This window comes from Pseudoalteromonas sp. A3 (assembly GCF_025942345.1).
Taxonomy (GTDB): Bacteria; Pseudomonadota; Gammaproteobacteria; order Enterobacterales; family Alteromonadaceae; genus Pseudoalteromonas; species Pseudoalteromonas atlantica.
The window spans coordinates 80,506-102,512 of record NZ_JAPCKL010000004.1 but is presented as its reverse complement, the minus strand read 5'-3'; the positions used below and the strand labels follow the sequence as shown (position 1 = coordinate 102,512).

Sequence of the window (22,007 nt, the reverse complement as noted above, 5' to 3'; positions counted from 1 at the left end):
CGGAGAGACTTGAACTCTCACATCCTAAGATACTGGAACCTAAATCCAGCGCGTCTACCAATTCCGCCACTCCCGCATTTTCACTTTGAATAATCAAAGGAAGGTAGTTATTTTAAACTCTTCATTGAGCAACAAAAGAAAAATGGTGGCTAAGACGGGATTTGAACCTGTGACCCCATCATTATGAGTGATGTGCTCTAACCAGCTGAGCTACTTAGCCATCTCTTTTGTTATCACTTCATCGCTGAGTGCGGGGCGTATTATGCTGATATGACCCAAATCCGTCAACACCTTTTTTGCAAAAAAACACTTAACAGGGTTTGTTTGCAGGAAAATTAAGCTAAGAGGCTAAATTTTAATAAATTTGCTGTTTTTTTAACTGTAAATCAACTGTCAAAGTACACTAAGTAATAACAACTTAAAACCGTTAATATAAAAACTGCTGAGTATTTCAGCAGTCGCTTTGCGATCAAGTTGTATTAAAACCGAGTTTATTGAGTATTTTAGCTATTGAATGAAGTTATGATACTTAACAACCAGGCTATGTAATCATTTTAAGTCGCCATAACGTGCGCTAGTTGCGTTAAAAATTACATATTAATCACCGCGTGGAGGCAGTTGGTAGGGCAATTTGCTTATTACTGATGCGTATTTCTTACGTTAAATAAAGTATTTAGCTTAGCTCGTTAGTATCATACCAATCCGTAATAATACTTATATCATTTTGTGGGACTAAACGTGTCGCTATCTGTGTTAAAAAATTCTCATTCAGAACAACTAAATAGCGAATTTTCCTAGCTATCAACAGGTTTTTCCATCAACAAAATAAATCACTTAATTATGCTAATTGCTATAAAAAGCCAAAAGTAATTAAGGCCATTTGTCTTTTGGGATAAAACTTATTTAGATAAAGGCATAAAAAAACCCGCATTAAGCGGGCTTTTATAAACAGATTGTTTAGGCGTAATTATACGTTGAACAAGAAGTTCATTACATCGCCATCTTTAACAATGTACTCTTTACCTTCTTGACGCATTTTACCGGCTTCTTTAGCGCCACCTTCGCCATTAAAGGCAATGTAGTCGTCATAAGCAATGGTTTGTGCGCGAATAAAGCCACGTTCAAAGTCGGTGTGAATTTTACCAGCCGCTTGCGGCGCAGTTGCACCTACTGGAATAGTCCACGCGCGTACTTCTTTTACACCTGCAGTGAAGTAGGTTTGTAAATGTAATAGCTCGTAACCACCGCGAATAACACGGTTTAGGCCTGGTTCTTCTAAACCTAGGTCTGCCATAAATTCAAGCTTGTCTTCTTCATCTAGTTCAGAAAGCTCAGATTCGATTGCAGCACACACCGGAATTACTACAGCATCTTCAGACTCTGCAATAGCACGTACACGGTCAAGGTGTGGGTTATTTTCAAAGCCATCTTCTGCTACGTTAGCAATGTACATAGTTGGCTTAATAGTTAAGAAGTTTATTGAGCTAATAGCTGCTTTTTCTTCTTTAGTAAGCTCTAAAGAGCGAAGTGTTAACCCTTCGTCTAAGTGTACTTTTACTTTTTCAAGTACTGCATTTTGCTCTTTAGCGTCTTTATCGCCGCCTTTCGCTTTTTTAGCGTTACGGAAAATTGCTTTATCAGCGCTGTCCATATCGGCAAGTACTAATTCGGTATTGATAACGTCAATATCGTCAGCAGGGTCAATAGTACCTGCAACGTGAATTACGTTTTCGTCTTCAAAACAGCGAACTACATGGCCAATTGCATCCGTTTCACGAATGTTTGCTAAAAATTGGTTTCCTAAACCTTCACCTTTTGATGCGCCTTTTACTAAACCAGCAATATCAACAAATTCCATACTGGTAGGTAGAATACGTTGAGGATTTACAATTTTTGCTAGCTCGTCTAAGCGAGCATCGGGTACCGGTACTACACCTGTGTTAGGTTCGATGGTACAAAAAGGAAAGTTAGCGGCTTCAATACCCGCTTTAGTTAGTGCATTAAAAAGCGTTGATTTACCAACATTAGGCAAGCCAACGATGCCACATTTAAAACCCATAGTAAGATACCTTGTTAAGATTCGTTTAAACGATTATGGTTTAAAAGAATGTAGTCTGTTTTGTGCTTTTAACACACCATCTTTTGCAAGTATTTCCATACAACGAACTGCTTCATCAACCGCTGCATCCATTTTTTCTTGGTCTTCTTTGGCTGCTTTTCCAAGCACCCAACCGGTAACCATTTCACGATGCCCTGGATGACCGATACCTATGCGTAAACGCATAAAATCTTTTTGGTTTGCCATTTTTGCAATAATGTCTTTTAAGCCATTATGACCGCCATGACCGCCACCTTTTTTAAGTTTGGCAACGCCTGGGTCTAAATCCATTTCGTCATGGGCAACAAGTATGTTTTCCACGGGGATTTTGAAAAAATTGGCTAAACTACCGACCGCTTTACCACTTAAGTTCATGTAGGTGGTGGGGATCAATAATTTGAATTCTTGGCCTTGGATGATCACTTTGCCAGTTAGGCCGTGATATTTAGGATCGTGTTTGAGCGTGCAGTTGTAGCGTGCTGCGAGTTCTTCAATGAACCAAGCACCTGCATTGTGGCGTGTGTTTGCGTATTCGGGGCCTGGATTAGCCAGGCCCACAAGCATTTGAATAGAATTCAAGGTGCAAGACCTTAAATATTATTCAGCAGCGTCTGAAGCTTCTTCTTCAGTAGGAGCTGCTTTGTTAGCTTTGATTGTAACTACTGACAGGTCGTGGCCTTCGCCTTTACCTAGTTCAACAGACTGAACACCTGAAGGAAGTTCAAGGTCAGAAATGTGAACTGAATCACCAACTACTAAATTAGAAACGTTAACTTCAACGAATTCTGGAAGTGCTTTAGGAAGACAAGAAATCTCAACTTCAGTTAACTGGTGAACAACAGTTGCGCCAGCTTTAGTAACTGCTTCTTCACCGATGAAGTGAAGAGGAACTTTAGTTACTAATTTGTGAGTTGCATCTACACGTTGGAAATCAAGGTGAGTGATTTTTGGCTTGAATGGGTGACGTTGAATATCTTTTAAGATAGCTTCAACAGACTCGCCGCCAACATTTAGCGTAAGAATGTGCGTGTAAAAACCTTCGCTTTCTTGTGCTTTGATCATGTCTTTATGAGCAAGAGTAAGCGATACCGCTTCTTTATCTGCACCGTAAAGGATAGCAGGTACTTTGTCTTCGCGACGTAGGCGGCGGCTCGCACCAGTACCAGTTTCTACGCGAAGTTCAGCGTTGTAAGTATAAGTTTCGTTAGACATAATGTCTCCAATAATTAAAAGTGTTAGGGCCTTTGCGACCAAGGTCCCTACCCAAAAGGCGCGCTATCATAACACCGCCCCCCGATAAAATAAACAACACATACAAAAAAAGCGCCAAAAGGCGCTTATATGTTCCAACGAATGTGTGATTTTAGTGTTCAAACATCGCTGAAATAGATTCTTCATTGCTGATGCGACGAATTGTTTCGGCTAACATGTCAGCAAGAGTCAGTACTTTTACTTTATCAAGCGCTTTTAATTCATCAGATAACGGAATTGAGTCAGTTACAATTACTTCATCAATTACTGAGTTACGAATGTTCTCTGCAGCTTTGCCAGATAAAATAGGGTGCGTTGCATAGGCAAATACGCGTTTAGCACCGTGTTCTTTAAGTGCTTCTGCGGCTTTACATAAAGTACCACCGGTATCAATCATATCATCTACGATAATACAGTCGCGGCCTTCAACATCACCAATAATATGCATTACTTGAGAAACGTTTGCTTGAGGGCGACGTTTATCAATAATAGCAAGGTCTGTGTCGTGAAGTAGTTTTGCAATAGCACGGGCACGTACTACACCACCAATATCTGGCGATACTACAACAACGTCTTCAAACTCACGCTCTTCCATATCTTCAAGTAATACAGGGCTACCAAATACGTTATCTACTGGTACGTCAAAGAAACCTTGTATTTGCTCAGCGTGTAAATCAACCGTAAGAACGCGGTCAACACCTACACTTGATAAGAAATCGGCAACAACTTTAGCGGTAATTGGAACGCGCGCAGAACGTACTCGACGGTCTTGACGTGCATAACCAAAATAAGGAATGACGGCAGTAATACGACCTGCTGATGCACGACGTAGAGCATCAACCATAACGATAAGTTCCATTAGGTTATCGTTAGTAGGGGCACAGGTTGATTGCAAGATAAAAACATCCGAGCCACGAACATTTTCATTTATTTGAACACTGATCTCACCGTCGCTAAAACGGCCAACAACAGCATCGCCTAATTCAATATACAAACGTTTTGCAACTTTTTGAGCTAACTCAGGTGTTGCGTTACCAGCGAAGAGCTTCATGTCAGGCACGGTAGGGTTCCTCAGGCACTGAATTTTTGGACTAACGGGTAAAATAGGTAAAACCCACTACGCGTTAACTTATGATTACTTGTACGTTACTTCATTGATCGAATATGGCGGCAAGCTCCGTATGAGCAGGTGAGACATTTGCGCTAGAAGCAGCAAAACCCTGCCAAGTATGGGGGAGGTTATCAAGTACATCTTGTGCTTGAACTTGGCTAGCAAATTCGACAAAACAACATGAACCTGTTCCGGTCATCTTCGACGGGGCGTATTTTAGCAACCACTGCAGGGTTTTTTCAACCTCGGGGCAGAGCTTTTTAACTAAAGGCTCACAATCGTTGGTTAATTTATGGGTTCGCCAATCACCTGAAATTTTTGGTGTATCGCGTTTTAAATCTGGGTGAGTGAATATTTTAGCGGTACTGACATGCTGATTAGGGTGCACAACGCAATACCATTTTTGTTCAAGCTCTACGTCAACCAATTGTTCGCCAATACCGTGTGCTATGGCGCTTTTACCACGAATAAATACCGGCACGTCGGCGCCTAATTGCAGGCCTAAGTTTGCTAATTCATCAATATTTAGTTGTGTATTCCACATTTTATTAAGTGCAAGTAACGTGGTGGCTGCATCAGATGAACCGCCTCCTACACCGCCACCCATAGGTAAACGTTTAGTGAGATTTATTTTTACACCTGATGAAATGCCACAGTGATTTTTAAGCAATAACGCGGCTTTATAGATGAGATTATCGCAATCTGCTATGCCTTTCGTATCACCCGTTATTAAAATAGTGGGCGCTTCGTTAACTGAAAAGTCGAGTGTGTCGCCAAAATTTAAAAAGGTAAATAAGGTTTCTAGTTCGTGATAACCGTCATCACGGCGCGCATTGATGTGTAAAAATAAGTTAAGTTTTGCCGGTGCAATGACCGAAAAAGCTGTTTTAGTATTCATACTTAATTAAATTGCCAATTGTAGAGTTGAATTTTGATTTTAATTTGCTGATGTTTTAGCGTGACATTGCCAGGAACCCAAAAGCCACCTTGCTGTTTATAGTTTGAATACGTTATTTGCCACTTTTTATTGCTGTTATCGTACCAAATAACTTGTTGTGCACGGCCAAGTTCGTCTACTTTTAATGTTTGCGACGTTACCGTGCCTTTTAACCAGTTATCGGCGTTATCAACTGGCAGGTCAAAACCGGTTAAGCGTTTTAATAATAACGCGGCGTTAGTGTCTGTGTATGTTTTATCGTCGTAATCAAGTACCGCACCTGTGCGGGTTTGTTTAAGCGACAATATACGAGTACCAATAAACGTAGTGAGCACTAAGTTGTTTTGTTTTTCGTCTTGTTGCCAATTTAAGTTTGCAGATTGGCGCTCATCAGGGCTTATAAACGCTAATTTACCTTGTGCTTGCCAGGTTTTTTGCGCTGCTAAGCGTGGTTTCCAATCATCGTAAAGCGTTGTTTTTGTATCAATTTGGTGGGCGCAGCCCGCTAAAAACAAAAAAAGAGTGAATAAAATTAAATAATGTCTAATCAAATGTTGTTCCTTACTTTCCATATTCCGCTGATTTTTGGTAAAATTGCCGCCTTTAAAGTAGGGCGCAGCAATATTTGGCAAATATGACCATCATAGCACTTGGTATAAATCACAAAACCGCATCCGTAGAATTACGTGAAAAAGTGGCTTTTTCGCCTGAGCAAATGTCTGAGGCGCTCCAGCAATTAAGCGGTCATGCCGACTTTAACGAAGCCGTTATTGTATCTACCTGTAACCGTACCGAAATCTATTGTAGCCTTGAGCAGTCAAATTCCCAAGCACTGCTAGCCTGGCTTGCCAGTTTCCATGGTTTGGATGAACACGAACTGAGCAAAAATATATATTGCCACCAAGGTGATGCAGCCATTAATCATTTAATGCGTGTTGCGTGCGGCTTAGATTCATTGGTATTGGGCGAGCCGCAAATTTTAGGGCAAATTAAGCAAGCTTATCATAGCGCCAAAACACACGATGCTGTAGGCGTTAAGTTTGACAGGTTGTTTCAAAAAACCTTTTCGGTAGCTAAGCAGGTCCGTACCGACACCGATATTGGTGCCAGTGCTGTGTCAGTGGCGTTTGCTGCGGTTAATTTAGCAAAACATATTTATGGCAAGCTTGATAAAACCAATGTGTTATTAATTGGTGCCGGCGAAACAATAGAGCTTGTAGCTAAACATTTATATCAAAATGAGCCGCAACAAATTACGGTTGCCAATAGAACCATTGAGCGTGCACGCGGTTTAGCGCAGGAAGTGTCGGCCGATGTGATAGCGCTGGCACAACTACCTGAGCGTTTACACAAAGCCGATATTGTTATTAGCTCAACCGCCAGTACGTTACCAATAATAGGTAAAGGGGTGGTGGAGCAAGCACTAAAACAGCGCCGCCATAAACCTATGCTGTTTATTGATATTGCCGTACCGCGCGATATAGAAAGCCAAGTAGGCGAGCTTGACGCAGCCTATTTATATTCCGTTGATGACTTACAAGCCATTGTAAGCGAGAATATGGCCGCGCGTGAACAGGCGGCAGAACAAGCACAATTAATAATAAGCGAGCGCGTAAAAGAATTTGAAATGTGGGTTCGCTCTCTCGATTCGGTTGATTTAATTCGCCACTACCGAAACGACGTACAAACCATTAAGTCAGAACTTGTTGAGCGGGCGGTTAGCCAGCTAAATACAGGTAAAGACGCAGAAAAAATTATATTAGAGTTGGCCAATAAATTAACCAACCGCTTAATGCACGCGCCTACCCGTGCAATTCAAGATGCGGCTAAAAAAGGTGAAGTGGCACAACTAACTCAGTTGAAAAAAATGTTAGGTATTGATCAGGAATAACAGTTAAATGAAAGAGTCTGTATATCGTAAATTAGAAACCTTAGTAGAGCGCTACGAAGAAGTACAAGCGCTACTGAGCGATCCGTCGGTCATTAGTGATCAAAACCGCTTTCGTGCTCTTTCAAAAGAATACTCTGAGCTTGAAGAAATTGTAAAAACATTTTTAGCATACCAACAAGCGCAAGACGATGTAGCGACTGCTGAAGAAATGTTAAAAGATTCAGACCCAGATATGCGTGAAATGGCGCAAGAAGAATATAAAGAAGCTAAAGCGCAAATTTTATCATTAGAAGATGAGCTACAAGTGCTTATGCTTCCTAAAGATCCTAAAGATAACAACAATGTATTTTTAGAAGTACGTGCGGGTACCGGTGGTGACGAAGCGGCTATTTTTGCAGGCGATTTATTTAGAATGTACAGCCGTTACGCCGAAACACAAAAATGGAAAGTTGAAGTGGTGAGCACCAACGAAGGTGAACACGGCGGCTACAAAGAAGTTATAGCAAACATTAGCGGTGAAGGTGTGTACGGTAAGCTTAAGTTTGAATCGGGCGCTCACCGTGTACAACGTGTACCAGAGACTGAGTCGCAAGGGCGTGTACATACCTCTGCGTGTACGGTCGCAGTAATGGCCGAAATTCCTGAAGCTGAAGCCATTGAAATAAACACCGCCGATATAAAAGTAGATACCTTTAGAGCCTCTGGCGCCGGTGGTCAGCACGTAAATAAAACCGACTCGGCAATTCGTATTACTCATATTCCAACGGGTGTTGTGGTTGAGTGTCAGGATGAGCGTTCGCAACATAAAAACCGTGCTAAAGCGATGTCGGTACTTGCCGCGCGTTTACAGCAAGCCGAAGATGAAAAACGTCATGCGGCTGAGGCCTCTGAGCGTCGTAACCTAGTGGGCAGTGGCGATCGCTCTGAGCGTATTCGTACTTACAACTACCCGCAAGGGCGTATTACCGATCACCGTATTAATTTAACGCTTTATCGCTTAAACGAAGTGGTAACTGGTGATTTAGGCGCAATTATCGATCCATTAATGCAAGAGCATCAAGCTGATTTACTTGCCGCAATGGGCGATGAGTAATTGTGAGCCACACGCTTGAGCAGGCAATAGCGGTTGGTGCAACTAAACTTGCACCAACTAGCGACAGCGCTAAATTAGACGCACAAGTACTGCTGTTACATATTCTTCAAAAACCCCGCAGTTACTTATTTACCTGGCCAGATAACCTACTTAGCAGCGACGAACAGCGCCAATATGATGAATTTTGTGAACGGCGTTTAAATGGTGAACCCGTAGCGCATATTATTGGCCAGCGCGAATTTTGGAGCTTAGCGCTCGAGGTGAATGCCACGACGCTTATTCCTAGACCTGATACCGAAACACTCGTTGAGCAAGCTTTAGCACTTACCGTGCCTGAGCAAGCAAAAGTGCTTGATTTAGGCACTGGCACCGGCGCTATTGCACTTGCACTTGGTAGTGAAATGCCAACATGGCAAATTACAGCAGTCGACAAAGTAGCAGATGCGGTGGCCTTAGCGACTCGGAATCAGCAGCGTTTAGCCATTAATAATGTGCAAGTTAAGCAAAGTAACTGGTTTAGCGCGCTGAAAAATGAGCAGTTTAATTTAATTGTGACCAACCCCCCGTACATTGAACACGACGATAAACATTTAAAAGAAGGGGATGTGCGCTTTGAACCTCTTTCTGCGTTAGTGGCCGATGAGGCAGGAATGGCTGATATAAAACAAATAATTACACAATCACGTGACTATTTGCTCCCTAGTGGCTATCTTTTAATAGAACATGGTTTTGAACAGGGTGAAGCTGTTCGGCATTTGTTTAAGCAAATGGCGTATATAAATATTAAAACAGTAAAAGACTTGGGAAATAACGATCGTGTAACGCTCGCACAGTGGCCTTAATTTGATAATAAACAGCCATGATTGTGTGTTCTATAAATGCATTAAGGAACCTTTAATATGATGGGTGATTTTTTATTTTCAGATGAGCCAGATGAGTTAGAAAGTGAAGTAGAGCTTGGCACTTGGAAAGTATTAATCGTTGATGACGAACCTGAAGTTCATGCTGTTACAAAGCTTGCGTTGAGTGATTTTGAATTTCAGAACAAACGTTTAGAATTTTTAAGCGCATACTCGGGCGCTGAAGCAAAAGAATTAATAAATGCGCACCCAGATGCCGCTATTGTACTGCTAGATGTGGTAATGGAAACAGATGACGCCGGGTTACAGGTTGCTAAATTTATTCGCGAAGAAGCTAATAATAATCATATTCGCATTATTTTAAGAACCGGTCAGCCTGGGCAGGCGCCTGAGCGCCAAGTCATTATTAATTACGATATTAACGACTATAAATCGAAAACAGAGCTGACAGCGCAAAAGCTGTTTACTGTGATTATGTCGAGCTTACGCTCGTATCGCGATATTATTTCTATAGAACAATCTCGCGAAGGGCTTGAAAAAATTATTGTTGCCTCGCGCGATATATTTGCCACACGTTCAATAGAGCAGTTTATTGAAGGGGTGATGCAGCAACTTACCTCGTTATTAGGCATTGCTGATCAAGCGGTGTATGCCACTACGTTAGTGGCGCAAAATACGCAAGAAAATAGTAACGATAAGCTAATTGTGCGCTCTGGTACCGGTGAGTTTGAGCAAAGCGAAGGCAAAGAGTTAGATGCGGTGCTGCAAAACGAGCAACTAGAGGCGTGTCATCAAGCACTTAAAGATAAAAGCATAATTTATAAAGATAACTATTTATTTGCTTATTGTAGTAGCGAGTACAATCACAATTCGATGTTATTTATATCGGGGATCCCTAAAAATATAACCGATACGCAACGTAATTTAATTGAGATTTTTTCGCAAAATGTACAACTAGCATTTGAGAACGTGCAACGACAACAACGTTAATCGTTACTATAAATTTAAAAAGCACATAGCCTTGCGACTATGTGCTTTTTAGTTTGTGAGGCATAATAGCCAAAGCAGTGCGTAGTACTTGGTATTATACCAAGCAGCAATAATACTTAATCATTTTGAGGGGGCTAAACGTGTTGCTATCAGCGTTAAAAAATTCTCATTTAGAACAACTAAATAGCAAATTTTTTGCCTAGCTATTAACACGTTTTTCCATCCTCAAAATAGATCACTTAATTAAGCGGGTTGGTATTAAACGCACTTAACTAATTTTAACAAAACAAAAAGTACTGAGGCTTATGGATTATTTAGCAGTAAAACACTCACACATGGCAATTGCTATGCTAAGCGTTATCTTATTTTACATCCGCTCTTTTTCGCGTATGGGCAGTGGCAAGCTTGCCAAAAATAAACTGGTTTTTATTGGCAGTCACAGCATTGACACTTTATTACTTATTTCTGCAATAACATTGGTGTTCATGGCAACAATAAACCCCTTTGAGCAACTATGGTTATTAGAAAAAATAGTGCTTGTAGTGATTTATATTGCGATAGGTATTATTAGTGCTAAACAAACTAATACGCTGCCAAAAATTATGTATGTGGTAGTTAACACGCTTGTGATTTTAGCGATAGGGTATTTGGCAACGGCAAAATCGCCGCTACTTTTATAATACCTACTTTGTTGCAAGTTAAGTGTCGGTGCGTGTATATACTTTTTAAACACGCACGATACTTAAAGGCAAGGGACTTATACGTAAGGAGCTTAAACCCCTAAGGAAATTACGTAACAGTTAATACAGTTAATACACCTCTGCACGCTTTATAGCCTTCACCATTTTTCAGCCAGGCTGGCCACTCCTTTTACTATAAAGTAACCCTCTGGGGTATAATTACGGGTGGGAGCTTCGCTGTATTGGTAACTATCCGTAAAATTAGGTAAACTACGCCTTCGTTTTTTAATAAATGTTGTAGTATTGATGACCACCCTCGGGTATGACGAACACGACGAATCTTATTTAGATGATGCATATGATGAATTTACTCCACCGCCACTTTATCGGTGTATTAATGCAGAGTCGAAATGGGACCCTCAAATAGATTTAGCGCCAACTTTTTCTGTATTAACTGACTTTGAGCAGCAGATCACTGCTATGTGCGCAAAGCAAAAAGACCCACACGATAGATTAGAAGCCCTTCTTGATATTTTTTATAGCAAATGGCTATTTAGCGCCTCTGGGCTAAAGGTGCCGGAGCATAAAATAAATAGCTTAAGCTATACACTCACTATGCGCAGCGGCTCTATAACCACATTAGGTATTTTATTGAGCCATTTGCTTGAGCAAGCGCAATTAGATGCCAGTGTGTGTATTAACCAGGGCGATATTAGTGTGCATGTCGCAATAAGTGATGAAGAGGGCTACATTATTGAGCCTAGCAGTGGGCAACAAAGCTGGTACATCATTCCTGAAAATGTGGATGAAGAAAATGGCCAAGAGCAAGAGCCACTTGAGCTTATTTATAACGATGAAGTTTATAAATTGTTTTTAGCGCAGCAAAAATGGTCGTTTATTAGCGAAAATAAATTTGGCCACGCGCTGGTATGTGTTGAGTTGCTAATGGAGCTATTAGGCGATGATCCGTACGAGAGACGCGACAGAGGTTACTTACTCAATCAGTTAGATTGTCCTAAAATGGCACGCGATGATTTACAGTTTTTTATTGATGAGTGCCCGGACGATCCGGCAATCGAGATTATTCAGCATCAACTAGAAGAACTTGAAGATAATAATAAAACACACCATTAAGAATAGGAACAAATATGGCTGATACTCACACTGCATTAATTACTAATGATGCTGTTGTACTAGGTTTGCTTGCTGTAATTTTAGGGTTCATTTTTAAAACCTCTAGCAGCGAAAACCCCAAACTAAAAGCATTTTATAAATATGTACCAGCATTATTGCTGTGTTACTTTTTACCTTCTTTACTCAATACGTTTGGCATTGTAGATGGACATAGTTCAAATGTTTACTATGTTGCTTCGCGCTATTTGCTGCCAGCATGTTTAATCTTACTTACCATTAGTATTGATTTAAAAGCGATTATTAATTTAGGCCCCAAAGCGCTAATTATGTTTTTAGTGGGCACGCTGGGTATTGTGATTGGTGGGCCTTTATCTATTTTAGTGGTTAGTGTATTTAGCCCTGATTTAGTAGGCGGCCACGGCCCAGATGCTGTTTGGCGTGGTATGACAACGGTTGCCGGCAGCTGGATTGGCGGCGGCGCAAACCAAGCTTCAATGAAAGAAATGTTTGAAGTGGGCGGCGATATATTCTCGGTTATGGTGACCGTTGATGTGATTGTGGCGAATATTTGGATGGCTGTTTTATTACTAATGGCTGCAAACCATAAAAAAATTGATGCCGCAACAGGGGCTGATACAACCGCCATAGAAGATTTAAAAAACCGTGTTGAGCAATACCATGCAGAGCATGCCCGCATGCCGACACTCAATGACTACATGACCATTATTGCCATAGCATTTGGTATAACGGGGCTTGCTCATTTTTGTGCCGACTTTTTAGGGCCGTTTTTTGCAAACAATTATGCGTGGGCTAAAGAGTACAGCTTAAACAGTAAATTCTTTTGGCTAATTGTTATTTCAACCACGATTGGTATTAGTTTATCATTTACTAAAGTAAGGCAAATAGAAGCGTTTGGCGCATCAAAAGTTGCTTCAAGCTTTTTATATATTTTAGTGGCATCAATTGGCTTACATATGAACGTAACCGCTATATTTAGTAACCCTGGGTTATTTTTAATTGGGGCTATTTGGATGCTAACACACGCAAGTTTAATGCTGATTGTAGCCAAACTAATAAAAGCCCCGTTATTTTATATGGCGGTGGGCTCGCAAGCTAACGTTGGCGGCGCTGCGTCGGCGCCTGTGGTGGCTTCTGCGTTTCACCCTTCGCTTGCGCCAGTGGGCGTTTTATTAGCTGTACTAGGGTATGGTGTAGGTACATATATGGCCTACATTTGTGGATTAATGATGCAAGCAGTTGCACCTTAAGGAATTTAAATGAACAACCAAGTAATTGATATTAATAACATTGAGCTGGCAAACGACAAACCATTTGTATTATTTGGTGGTATGAATGTTTTAGAGTCGCGCGATTTAGCAATGCGTATTGCAGAGCACTATGTAGAAGTAACGTCTAAATTAAATATTCCTTATGTATTTAAAGCCTCGTTTGATAAAGCGAATCGCTCATCAATAAATTCTTACCGCGGCCCAGGTATGGAAGAAGGCTTAAAAATATTTGAAGAGATTAAAAATACCTTTAATATCCCGCTTATAACCGACGTGCACGAACCACACCAAGCAGCGCCTGTTGCTGAAGTGGTTGATGTAATTCAGTTACCTGCATTTTTAGCACGCCAAACCGATTTAGTGGTAGCTATGGCTAAAACGGGTGCCATTATTAATGTGAAAAAACCACAGTTTTTAGCACCGCACGAAATGCGTCATATCATTACTAAATTTAATGAAGCGGGTAACAACAATGTTGCACTGTGTGAGCGCGGCTCAAGCTTTGGCTACAACAACTTAGTTGTTGATATGCTAGGTATGGATGACATGAAAGCCATGGCACCGGTTATTTTTGATGCCACTCATGCACTACAGCGCCCAGGCGGGCGAGCAGACTCTGCTGATGGGCGCCGTGCACAAGCTGCCGAGCTTGCTCGCAGCGGCATGGCACTGGGCATTGCGGGCTTATTTATTGAAGCGCACCCTAACCCTAATGAAGCAAAGTGTGATGGCCCATGTGCATTGGCACTTAGCAAGCTTGAAGGGTACTTATCGCAAATGAAAGCGGTAGATGATTTAATTAAAAGCTTTGCACCACTTGATACAAGCGCAAGCGATTTATAATTTAACACCTATTTAGGTAATAGTTAAAAAGCGACTTAGGTCGCTTTTTTTATTCCATTAATATACACACACAACGATGCTGTATATAATCTTACGCATAAGAAAAACTAATTCTAAGCTTGGTTACTATGTCAAGACGAGTCCCCCCATTAAACGCACTTAAAGCTTTTGAAGCCGCGGCACGCCATTTAAGCTTTACTAAAGCAGCGGAAGAGCTGTATGTAACGCAAGCGGCAGTGAGTCATCAAATTAAAACCCTTGAAGAGCATTTAGGCTTAAAATTGTTTTTACGTAAAAATCGCTCGTTATTATTAACCGAAGAAGGCCAAGGCTACTTTTTAGATATTAAAGAGATTTTTACCCAGCTGATAGATGCCACCGAAAAGCTACTTGCTCGCGGTGCGAAAGGCTCGCTTACCGTAAGTTTAACCCCGAGTTTTGCAATTCAGTGGTTGGTACCTCGATTAAGTTTATTTAACGAACTCCACCCTGAAATAGATGTGCGTATAAAAGCGCAAGACCAAGACGAAAACTCGTTAACCGATGATGTAGATATTGCCATTTACTACGGCCGAGGCCACTGGAGTGGAGTTCAAACTTACAAATTGCACACCGAGTATTTAGTGCCGTTATGTAGCCCACTGTTATTAAGCGGGCATAAACCGCTTAATCAACCGAGTGACTTAGCCCAGCACACTTTGTTACATGATACCACGCGGCGTAATTGGAAAACCTGGATGAAAACGGCGGGTGTACGTAATGTACAAGTGAATCAAGGCCCTATATTTAGCCACTCATCAATGGTGCTCCAAGCCGCGGTGCATGGCCAAGGCGTAGCAATAGGCAATAGTGTGCTTGCTAAACCCGATATTGACGCGGGCCGTTTAGTGATCCCATTTAGCCACAGCTTAGAGAGTAAAAACGCGTATTACTTAGTGATTAGAGAGTCGCAAACAGAGCTGGGTAAAATAGTCTCGTTTAAAGATTGGATGCTGAGCTTAGTTGAACAAGAACAAGAGTATTAATAATGATTGAATGGTTTAAAAGCGCAACGCAGCCGGCTATTGCACAGTTTATATTTGCGCATGGTGCCGGAGCTGGATCAGAATCTGATTTTATGCAGCATATGGCTAAACTCATTAGTGCGCAGGGGATTGATGTAGGTCTATTTGATTTTGAATACATGCAAATTGCTAAACAAACACAAAAACGTAGACCGCCAGAGCGAGCCCCTAAACTGTTAGCTTATTACGAGCAAGTACTAACAAATGCGCAACCTAATTTACCGTTATTTATTGGCGGTAAGTCGATGGGCGGGCGTATGGCATCTATGCTTGCTTGTAGCTCTACACAACCGATTGTAGGTGTATTAGCGTTTGGCTATCCGTTTCATCCGCCCGGTAAGCTAGATAAGCTACGCACCGATCATTTTGCAGACATACCTTGCCCGTTTTTAGTCTTACAAGGCGAGCGAGATACATTTGGCACCCGTGAAGAGCTTAAAACACTTTCTATGCCAAAACAGCCAAGTTATGTGTGGCTTAGCGATGGCGACCATTCACTCAAACCACGCAAAAAAAGTGGTGTAAGCGAGCTGCAAAATCGTGAAACTGCAGCGCTTGAAGCAGGTAAATTTATAGCCAATAGAGTGGAGCAATTATGATTAAATTATTTTTACTCACGGGCAGCTTTTTTTGCATGCTGTCGGTTATGTTAGGGGCGTTTGCCGCGCATGGTTTAAAAAGCCGTTTAACTGAGTATTCACTCGGGGTATTTAAAACCGCAGCTGAGTATCAAATGGTGCATGGTTTAGCGCTTATAGCCGTGGCGATTCTTATTAAGTGGGGTATTAATTTAACCGTGGCAGGAGGTTTTTTTATTGCCGGTACACTGCTTTTTAGTGGCAGTTTATATTTATTAGCCCTAAGCGGCATGAAGTGGTTAGGCCCAATAACCCCATTAGGTGGGTTATGTTTTATAATTGGTTGGGTTGTTATTTTAGTGCAAGTTGCACGATTTAAGTTTTAAAGAGTTTAAGGGTTAATATGTCTAGTGTTGTGATTTATTGTCGTAGTGGTTTTGAAAACGATGCGGCTGCTGAAATAACGTTTCATGCTGCCGAGCAAGGTTTTGCCGGCTATGTAAAAGCCAAACCAAATACCGGCTACGTGATTTATGAATGTTTTGAAGCGCAACACAGCGACGAAATAATCAAAAAGGTCGACTTTAAAAATATGGTATTTGCGCGCCAGTGGTTTGCTGGCACGTTAATCGAAAATATGCCGGTAGAAGATAGGGTCACTGCATTAAAAGAAGCCGCAAAGGATTTTCCTTTGTGTAGTGAGTTGCGCGTAGAAACCCCCGATACTAACGAAGGCAAAGAGCTGCTTACCTTTTGTAAAAAAATATCAACGCCGTTAAAAAAAGCACTCGAAAAACAAAACACGGTATTACGTGAGCCAAAGGCAAACCGCCCGGTAATGCATGTACTATTTTTAGCAAACAATGCCGCGTATGTAGGGTATTCGTATAGTTATAATAATTCGCCGTTTTTTATGGGCATTTTACGTTTACGTATGCCAAGTGACGGACCGAGCCGCTCAACGTTAAAACTTGACGAAGCCTTTAATGTTTTTATTCCTGAAAAAGAGCGAGAAGCGCGAGTACAACCAGGCATGCGAGGGGTTGATTTAGGCGCTTGCCCAGGCGGTTGGACCTATCAATTAGTACGCAGAGGCATGTTTGTTAGCGCAATAGATAATGGCCCAATGAACGATAGTTTGATGGAAACAGGCCAAGTTAAACACTTTAGAGCCGATGGCTTTAAATACCGCCCAGAAAAAAGAAATATTAACTGGTTAGTGTGCGATATGGTGGAAAAACCAACCAAAGTGACTAATCTAATGATTGACTGGGCAGTAAACGCATACGCTAAAGAGCTGATATTTAATTTAAAGCTGCCTATGAAAAAACGCTTTGATAGTGTTTATGAATGCCTAACGATGATCAAAGAAGAGCTTACTAAGTACGGTATAACCTATGAGTTGCAAGCTAAGCATTTGTATCATGATCGTGAGGAAATTACCGTTCATTTAAACGTTGTTAAGGTGCCCCAAAATTTGTATAGCTAAATCATAGAGGCATAAAAGTGGTATTAAATAATGTTTATAAATGGCTAGGATTACTTTTTTTATCACTTTTAATAGCCGGTTGCGGCGGCGGTGGCAGCGATAGTGACGCCACCGATAGTGGCTCAACTGGCAATACCGCCCCTACTGTGAGTGTTGATGTAAGCAGCAGCGTTATTGTTGCTAACCAAACCTTTACTATTACGGCTCAGGCAAGCGATAGCGATGGGCAGGTGTCTAGTTATCAATGGCAGCAGCTATCGGGGCCTGAATTTACCTTTACTGCCAATGGCAACATACTCACAGTAACGGCCCCCAGTGTAGAGAGCGACACTGATTTTAGTTTTTCGGTGCTAGTAACCGATAATGACGGCGCCACTACAGAGCAAGTGTTTTCTGGGACTATCACGGTTCAAAACACCCCTCCCACAGTTAATATTACAGGCCCAAGCAGTACACTGGCTAATACCCAAGTGAGTTTAATTGCTAATGCACAAGACATAGATGGCACAATTAGCACCATAGTGTGGGTACAATCTGCTGGCTCCTCCATCGAATTTAGCCAAATTGAAGGTGAATTAAGCTTTACCGCCCCAAATGTAAGTGAAAATGAAACGCTTGGTTTTAGTGTTACTGTAACCGACAATGCCGGGGGCACTGTACAAAGCAGTGCGACGGTACTTATTACGCAATTAAATAGTGCACCTAGTGTTACCTTAGCTGGGCCTGACGAGGCAATGCAAAATGAGTCAGTGACAATAATAGCCACAGCGCAGGACAGCGATGGCACCATTAGCGAGCTAAGCTGGCAGCAAACAAACGGCCCCGTGGTCGAATTTACGCAAACCGACTCCAGCATTACGTTTAATGCTCCAACGGTTGCTCAAAATACCAATATTACCTTTTTAGCCACCGTTAGAGATAACGACGATGCAACTAATAGCGCCCAAAAAACGGTGATTGTGGTGCCGCCTAACAATCCACCTGTGGCAGACGATGTAACCGTTGAGGTGCAATATAACTTAAGTGCTGAATTTAATTTGACGGTAAATGATGCCGATGGCGATACGGTACAAATTACGTTTCCAGATGACCTAGAAGGGGCGCAGGTGAGCGTTATTGATGCCCAAGCGCTGCGTTTTAGCTATACACCGCCTGTAAATAGTATTTCTGCAAAAAGCTACACACTGACTGCTAGTGATGGTGAAGACAGCACCAACTTTTTACTTAATACGACAATTATTGATACCAGCGCTGCAACGGTGACAGAAATAACGCCTAATGGAGCAGATAAACCGGTATTGGTTGACACTCCCATTAGCATTACGTTTTCTGATGTGATGCTGAGCAGTTCGTTAACTGTAAATAGTACTGCGGGGAGCTGTGAAGGCAGTGTTCAGGTATCAAGTGATGATTTTTCAAGCTGTGTGGAACTTAATGTAGAGAGCGTATCTGGTGCGCCTGATGAGACGAGTGACTATTTTAAAAACGTTAACTTAAGCGCTGATTTTTCAGAAAACACGCTTTACAAAGTGCGTGTAAATGACCAATTAGTTAATTTTTCTGGTACTGCTGCGACAGCAGGCCAAGTGAGTGAATTTACCACCTCAACCCAAGATTTAAAAATAACCGAACTCATATCGGTGCAATTTACTAATGATACGCCCTGGGTAGAGATTTATAACGGCACAGGAGAGGCTGTTAATTTACAAAACTATTCATTAAAAACGCGCGCAATTAATATGCTTGATAGCTCAGTGAGTGCAGAGCAAGTATTTACATTACCCAACAAAGTATTAGAAAACGGCAGTTATATTTTACTGCAAAGTCGTTTTGGTGATGAGTTTTTAGCAAGTGCGGCACTTAATAACCCTAAAATTGTGCTGGTGGGTAACCAAAGCGATGCGCTACGCCCATACTGGTATATAAATGGCTTTGCAGAGTTATTAAATAGCGCCGCCACACAAACAATCGACTTTGTTAAATTTGGTAATTCTACCCAACAACCGGTTAGTACCACGCAATGGCAAGGCGATAACGCACCACAAATGCAGGCCGAACAAGGGTCAAGCTTAAAACGTGCGCTTAATGCAACAGATACTAATCAAGCAAGTGATTGGGTTTACTCAGTGTTTAATACGCCGGCAGGGCAAAATGATATTAGCTGTGGTACCGATACAGATTTAGATGGGATCCCTGATTGCAGTGAGCAAGAAGGCGCAACGTTTGGCGGGCTGCCTTTATACGAATGGGGCGCACGGGAAAATCAAAAAGATATATTTATAGAAATTGATTATATGGACAGTACCGATATAGGTATTACGCCACAGCGTACAGCATTAGAAAAAGTAGTAAGCGTATTTGCAAGTAACGGTTACACAGTGCATTTTGATGTAGGCGATTTGTTTGACCAAAGCACAGGTATTTCCACCGCTAACTTTGATTTAGGAGGCGGTACAACCGTACCGTTTAACAGTTACACGCCCTTTGAATATGACCAAGGTACCGCTAATTTATTTGCCTATAAAATGGAATATGCCGATACAACGCGCCGCCCAATTTTTCATTATTTATTAATGGCAAACAGTGGTAACGAAGATGGCAGCATTAGTGGTTCGGGCATTGCTGAAATAAATGGTAATGACCTAATGCTGACTATGGGCGGATGGGGGTTATCGGTTGATGATCAAACATCACAAAATGTGACGAATAATTACCAAGCGTCTACTATTTTTCATGAGTTGGGGCATAATTTAGGGCTTTCTCATGGCGGCGACGAAGAAGTGAACTTTAAGCCAAATCATTTAAGCTCTATGAATTATCTATATCAATTAACGGGGCTTGCAAGCATAGGTAATAACGAAGGTGACCGTTATTACGACCGGTTTTATACCAACAACATTAACTGCGACCTTGTGCCAAATACTAATAATCAAACAGGATCAACGGATGATTTTATCATTGATTATTCAAACGGCAGCGCTGCAAATATAAATGAAAGTGCTATTGATGAAAGCGCAGGATTGAACAGGCCTGGCTCTGAGGCGGTCGATTATAATTGTAATGCAATTTTAGGCGATACATTAACTAACTTTGATGCAAACCAAGACTCGCAAATTACTGTATTAACGGATACCGATGAGTGGAGCATGATTAACTTACAGTTTTACTCACAAAGTGCAGGTAACCGATTTGGTGTGGCAAATACGATGAGCCATAAGCTGTATCAACAGCAGCGTGTTCAAGCTGTTTCTACTTCATTGCCTAGCTATATAAAAGAAGCAGCGCCAAGCGAGGCTATAATTAATCAAATTAAAGCAATTAAAGAGCGCTAAATGAGCTACCTATTTATAAAAGCTGCACTTTTACAAGGAGCTATTATTTGTTTAGTTGCTGCCTGTAGCCAAGGCGCTATTAATAAAGCCAGTAGTAGCCATAGTAGTGAATGGTTACTAACTGATGCGCTTTATTATAATAACAAGCCAGTAAATTGGCAGCAAAGGCGTGTAAACGGGTGCAGCACGTGTTTAATAAAAAACGACTCTGTACTTCAGCCCGAGGGCATAACGCGTTTTAATACGCTTTATAAAGATGGGGAGTGGGTTGCAGTACAGGAGCAAAGCAGTTTAAATGTTATAAGGTTAAAACTGCCTTTGCACACCCCCTATTTGTATGTTGAGCAATTAGCAAACGGTGAACTTAAACTGTTTAATCAGCAACACACTCATAAAACTAAAATAGGCGAAGTCATTAACATTACTTTTAAAAAGCAGTTATTCTCGATAGTGATCACAGCGTTTACTTTACAAGATGAAAAAAATGCAGCACTGCCAAGGCGCGCAAGACTAAACTACACTGCACTTAAGCTGATATAGATAAAATAAAAGCACCAAAAGGTGCTTTTATTATTTGCCGTAGTGTTATTTAGCCCGCTCGGTATTTAGAGCGATAATTATCTACCCACAAACGAGTAGCGCCACACACAGCAACGGGCATAACAATTAGGTTAATAAATGGGATTGCAGTGAGCAGCATAACAGCAAAGCCAAAGCCATAAGATAAACCTTGTTTAGACTTTAAATCGTCTTTCATTTGCTTAAAGCCTACTTTATGGTTATCGAAGGCAAAATCTTTGTATTGCACAGCATACATCCAACATGTAAATAAAACCCATAACACTTGTCCAATAACGGGTAAAATCCACAACAAAATAAAAAAGCCAATAGCGCGGGGTAAGTAATAGCAAAGCTTTGTCCACTCTCTGCCTACCATGCGTGGAATGTCTTTTACTAAATCAGCAAAACCGTCGTCATTTATTTTTTGACCCGTTAAATAAAGCTCTACTTTTTCGCTGAGTAGTCCGTTAAAAGGGGCCGCAATGAAGTTGGTTATTACCGTAAATAGCATGCTGTAACTAAATAGCACCACAAGCACGGCAAGGGGCCACATTAACCACTCAAGCCAGCTTAGCCATTCAGGTAACATGTTGTTTATATAATTAAAGCTGTCGCTTAACCAACCAAATAAAAAGAATAATGAACTACCAAACAATAAAATATTAAGTAAAAGTGGAATAAGCACAAAGCGCTTAAGGCCTTTTTGGCTAATTAATTTAAAGCCTGAAAAAAAATATTCCATACCTTGTATGATCTGCACAGTAACCTCAAAAAAGACTCATATCTGCATGCAGTATAATTAGACT

The 22,007-nt window shown here is 41.3% G+C and carries 20 protein-coding genes, 1 tRNA gene and 1 pseudogene; 14 read left to right on the top strand and 8 right to left on the bottom strand.

Features of this window, described 5'->3' with window-relative positions; genetic code table 11:
* Positions 1-143: 143 nt before the first annotated feature.
* From OIZ54_RS09325 to lolB, 7 genes are all read right to left on the bottom strand, one after another.
* Positions 144-220 (bottom strand) — tRNA-Met (locus OIZ54_RS09325).
* Positions 221-967: 747 nt separating this feature from the next.
* The gene (gene ychF, locus OIZ54_RS09320) at positions 968-2,059 is read right to left on the bottom strand and encodes a redox-regulated ATPase YchF (protein ID WP_264390238.1); all 1,092 of its coding nucleotides are present in this window, start codon (positions 2,057-2,059) and stop codon (positions 968-970) included.
* A 33-nt stretch (positions 2,060-2,092) separates the two neighbouring features.
* Positions 2,093-2,677 carry an aminoacyl-tRNA hydrolase gene (gene pth / locus OIZ54_RS09315; protein WP_024033868.1) on the bottom strand — a complete coding sequence of 195 codons (585 nt, stop codon included), beginning with the start codon at positions 2,675-2,677 and terminating at the stop codon, positions 2,093-2,095.
* An 18-nt stretch (positions 2,678-2,695) separates the two neighbouring features.
* The gene (locus OIZ54_RS09310; RefSeq protein WP_004588831.1) at positions 2,696-3,310 is read right to left on the bottom strand and encodes a 50S ribosomal protein L25/general stress protein Ctc; all 615 of its coding nucleotides are present in this window, start codon (positions 3,308-3,310) and stop codon (positions 2,696-2,698) included.
* Between the two features lie 151 nt (positions 3,311-3,461).
* On the bottom strand, positions 3,462-4,409 hold the full coding sequence (locus tag OIZ54_RS09305; RefSeq protein ID WP_004588832.1) for a ribose-phosphate pyrophosphokinase: 948 nt from the start codon (positions 4,407-4,409) through the stop codon (positions 3,462-3,464).
* 91 nt (positions 4,410-4,500) lie between these two features.
* Entirely contained in the window at positions 4,501-5,358 is an 858-nt protein-coding gene (gene ispE / locus OIZ54_RS09300) for a 4-(cytidine 5'-diphospho)-2-C-methyl-D-erythritol kinase (RefSeq protein WP_264390237.1), read from the bottom strand.
* A 2-nt stretch (positions 5,359-5,360) separates the two neighbouring features.
* Positions 5,361-5,948, bottom strand: a complete 588-nt coding sequence (lolB, locus tag OIZ54_RS09295) for a lipoprotein insertase outer membrane protein LolB (RefSeq protein WP_264390236.1) — start codon at positions 5,946-5,948, stop codon at positions 5,361-5,363.
* Between the two features lie 83 nt (positions 5,949-6,031).
* Between lolB and hemA the strand changes: the two genes are divergently transcribed.
* The 14 genes and pseudogenes from hemA (at position 6,032) to OIZ54_RS09225 (ending at position 21,180) form a co-directional block, all read left to right on the top strand.
* On the top strand, positions 6,032-7,288 hold the full coding sequence (gene hemA / locus OIZ54_RS09290; RefSeq protein ID WP_004588835.1) for a glutamyl-tRNA reductase: 1,257 nt from the start codon (positions 6,032-6,034) through the stop codon (positions 7,286-7,288).
* A gap of 7 nt (positions 7,289-7,295) precedes the next feature.
* Positions 7,296-8,381, top strand: a complete 1,086-nt coding sequence (gene prfA, locus OIZ54_RS09285; RefSeq protein ID WP_004588836.1) for a peptide chain release factor 1 — start codon at positions 7,296-7,298, stop codon at positions 8,379-8,381.
* Between the two features lie 2 nt (positions 8,382-8,383).
* Entirely contained in the window at positions 8,384-9,223 is an 840-nt protein-coding gene (prmC, locus tag OIZ54_RS09280) for a peptide chain release factor N(5)-glutamine methyltransferase (protein WP_248534271.1), read from the top strand.
* 57 nt (positions 9,224-9,280) lie between these two features.
* Positions 9,281-10,222, top strand: a pseudogene (locus OIZ54_RS09275) (DUF3369 domain-containing protein); the annotation flags it as partial.
* Positions 10,223-10,536: 314 nt separating this feature from the next.
* A complete protein-coding gene (locus tag OIZ54_RS09270; protein ID WP_264390235.1) occupies positions 10,537-10,911 on the top strand; it encodes a SirB2 family protein in 375 nt (124 codons plus the stop codon).
* Between the two features lie 306 nt (positions 10,912-11,217).
* A complete protein-coding gene (locus OIZ54_RS09265) occupies positions 11,218-12,045 on the top strand; it encodes a tetratricopeptide repeat protein (RefSeq protein ID WP_264390234.1) in 828 nt (275 codons plus the stop codon).
* Positions 12,046-12,059: 14 nt separating this feature from the next.
* On the top strand, positions 12,060-13,313 hold the full coding sequence (locus OIZ54_RS09260) for a DUF819 domain-containing protein (protein WP_064384855.1): 1,254 nt from the start codon (positions 12,060-12,062) through the stop codon (positions 13,311-13,313).
* Positions 13,314-13,322: 9 nt separating this feature from the next.
* Positions 13,323-14,177: a 3-deoxy-8-phosphooctulonate synthase gene (kdsA, locus tag OIZ54_RS09255; protein ID WP_264390233.1), complete on the top strand. Its 855-nt coding sequence runs from the start codon at positions 13,323-13,325 to the stop codon at positions 14,175-14,177.
* A 128-nt stretch (positions 14,178-14,305) separates the two neighbouring features.
* A complete protein-coding gene (locus OIZ54_RS09250; protein WP_004588843.1) occupies positions 14,306-15,202 on the top strand; it encodes a transcriptional regulator GcvA in 897 nt (298 codons plus the stop codon).
* Between the two features lie 2 nt (positions 15,203-15,204).
* Positions 15,205-15,840, top strand: coding sequence for an alpha/beta family hydrolase (locus OIZ54_RS09245; protein WP_264390232.1), 636 nt, complete (start codon positions 15,205-15,207; stop codon positions 15,838-15,840).
* Positions 15,837-16,205, top strand: a complete 369-nt coding sequence (locus OIZ54_RS09240; RefSeq protein ID WP_024034182.1) for a DUF423 domain-containing protein — start codon at positions 15,837-15,839, stop codon at positions 16,203-16,205. Before OIZ54_RS09245 ends, OIZ54_RS09240 begins: the two co-directional genes overlap by 4 nt.
* Positions 16,206-16,222: 17 nt before the next feature.
* Positions 16,223-17,308 carry a 23S rRNA (cytidine(2498)-2'-O)-methyltransferase RlmM gene (gene rlmM, locus OIZ54_RS09235; RefSeq protein ID WP_004588846.1) on the top strand — a complete coding sequence of 362 codons (1,086 nt, stop codon included), beginning with the start codon at positions 16,223-16,225 and terminating at the stop codon, positions 17,306-17,308.
* Between the two features lie 17 nt (positions 17,309-17,325).
* Entirely contained in the window at positions 17,326-20,640 is a 3,315-nt protein-coding gene (locus OIZ54_RS09230) for a PKD domain-containing protein (RefSeq protein WP_264390231.1), read from the top strand.
* On the top strand, positions 20,641-21,180 hold the full coding sequence (locus OIZ54_RS09225) for a hypothetical protein (protein ID WP_264390230.1): 540 nt from the start codon (positions 20,641-20,643) through the stop codon (positions 21,178-21,180).
* Between the two features lie 49 nt (positions 21,181-21,229).
* On the opposite strand, the gene cysZ is transcribed toward OIZ54_RS09225, so the two are convergent.
* The gene (gene cysZ, locus OIZ54_RS09220) at positions 21,230-21,943 is read right to left on the bottom strand and encodes a sulfate transporter CysZ (protein WP_171038581.1); all 714 of its coding nucleotides are present in this window, start codon (positions 21,941-21,943) and stop codon (positions 21,230-21,232) included.
* Positions 21,944-22,007: the final 64 nt, after the last annotated feature.

Bases quoted from the DNA above. Each gene is read 5' to 3' on its own strand.
- ychF (WP_264390238.1), bottom strand. From the start codon at position 2,059: ATGGGTTTTAAATGTGGCATCGTTGGCTTGCCTAATGTTGGTAAATCA.
- OIZ54_RS09310 (WP_004588831.1), bottom strand. From the start codon at position 3,310: ATGTCTAACGAAACTTATACTTACAACGCTGAACTTCGCGTAGAAACT.
- ispE (WP_264390237.1), bottom strand. From the start codon at position 5,358: ATGAATACTAAAACAGCTTTTTCGGTCATTGCACCGGCAAAACTTAAC.
- hemA (WP_004588835.1), top strand. From the start codon at position 6,032: ATGACCATCATAGCACTTGGTATAAATCACAAAACCGCATCCGTAGAA.
- prfA (WP_004588836.1), top strand. From the start codon at position 7,296: ATGAAAGAGTCTGTATATCGTAAATTAGAAACCTTAGTAGAGCGCTAC.
- OIZ54_RS09270 (WP_264390235.1), top strand. From the start codon at position 10,537: ATGGATTATTTAGCAGTAAAACACTCACACATGGCAATTGCTATGCTA.
- OIZ54_RS09265 (WP_264390234.1), top strand. From the start codon at position 11,218: ATGACCACCCTCGGGTATGACGAACACGACGAATCTTATTTAGATGAT.
- OIZ54_RS09260 (WP_064384855.1), top strand. From the start codon at position 12,060: ATGGCTGATACTCACACTGCATTAATTACTAATGATGCTGTTGTACTA.
- kdsA (WP_264390233.1), top strand. From the start codon at position 13,323: ATGAACAACCAAGTAATTGATATTAATAACATTGAGCTGGCAAACGAC.
- OIZ54_RS09250 (WP_004588843.1), top strand. From the start codon at position 14,306: ATGTCAAGACGAGTCCCCCCATTAAACGCACTTAAAGCTTTTGAAGCC.
- OIZ54_RS09245 (WP_264390232.1), top strand. From the start codon at position 15,205: ATGATTGAATGGTTTAAAAGCGCAACGCAGCCGGCTATTGCACAGTTT.
- OIZ54_RS09240 (WP_024034182.1), top strand. From the start codon at position 15,837: ATGATTAAATTATTTTTACTCACGGGCAGCTTTTTTTGCATGCTGTCG.
- rlmM (WP_004588846.1), top strand. From the start codon at position 16,223: ATGTCTAGTGTTGTGATTTATTGTCGTAGTGGTTTTGAAAACGATGCG.
- OIZ54_RS09225 (WP_264390230.1), top strand. From the start codon at position 20,641: ATGAGCTACCTATTTATAAAAGCTGCACTTTTACAAGGAGCTATTATT.
- cysZ (WP_171038581.1), bottom strand. From the start codon at position 21,943: ATGGAATATTTTTTTTCAGGCTTTAAATTAATTAGCCAAAAAGGCCTT.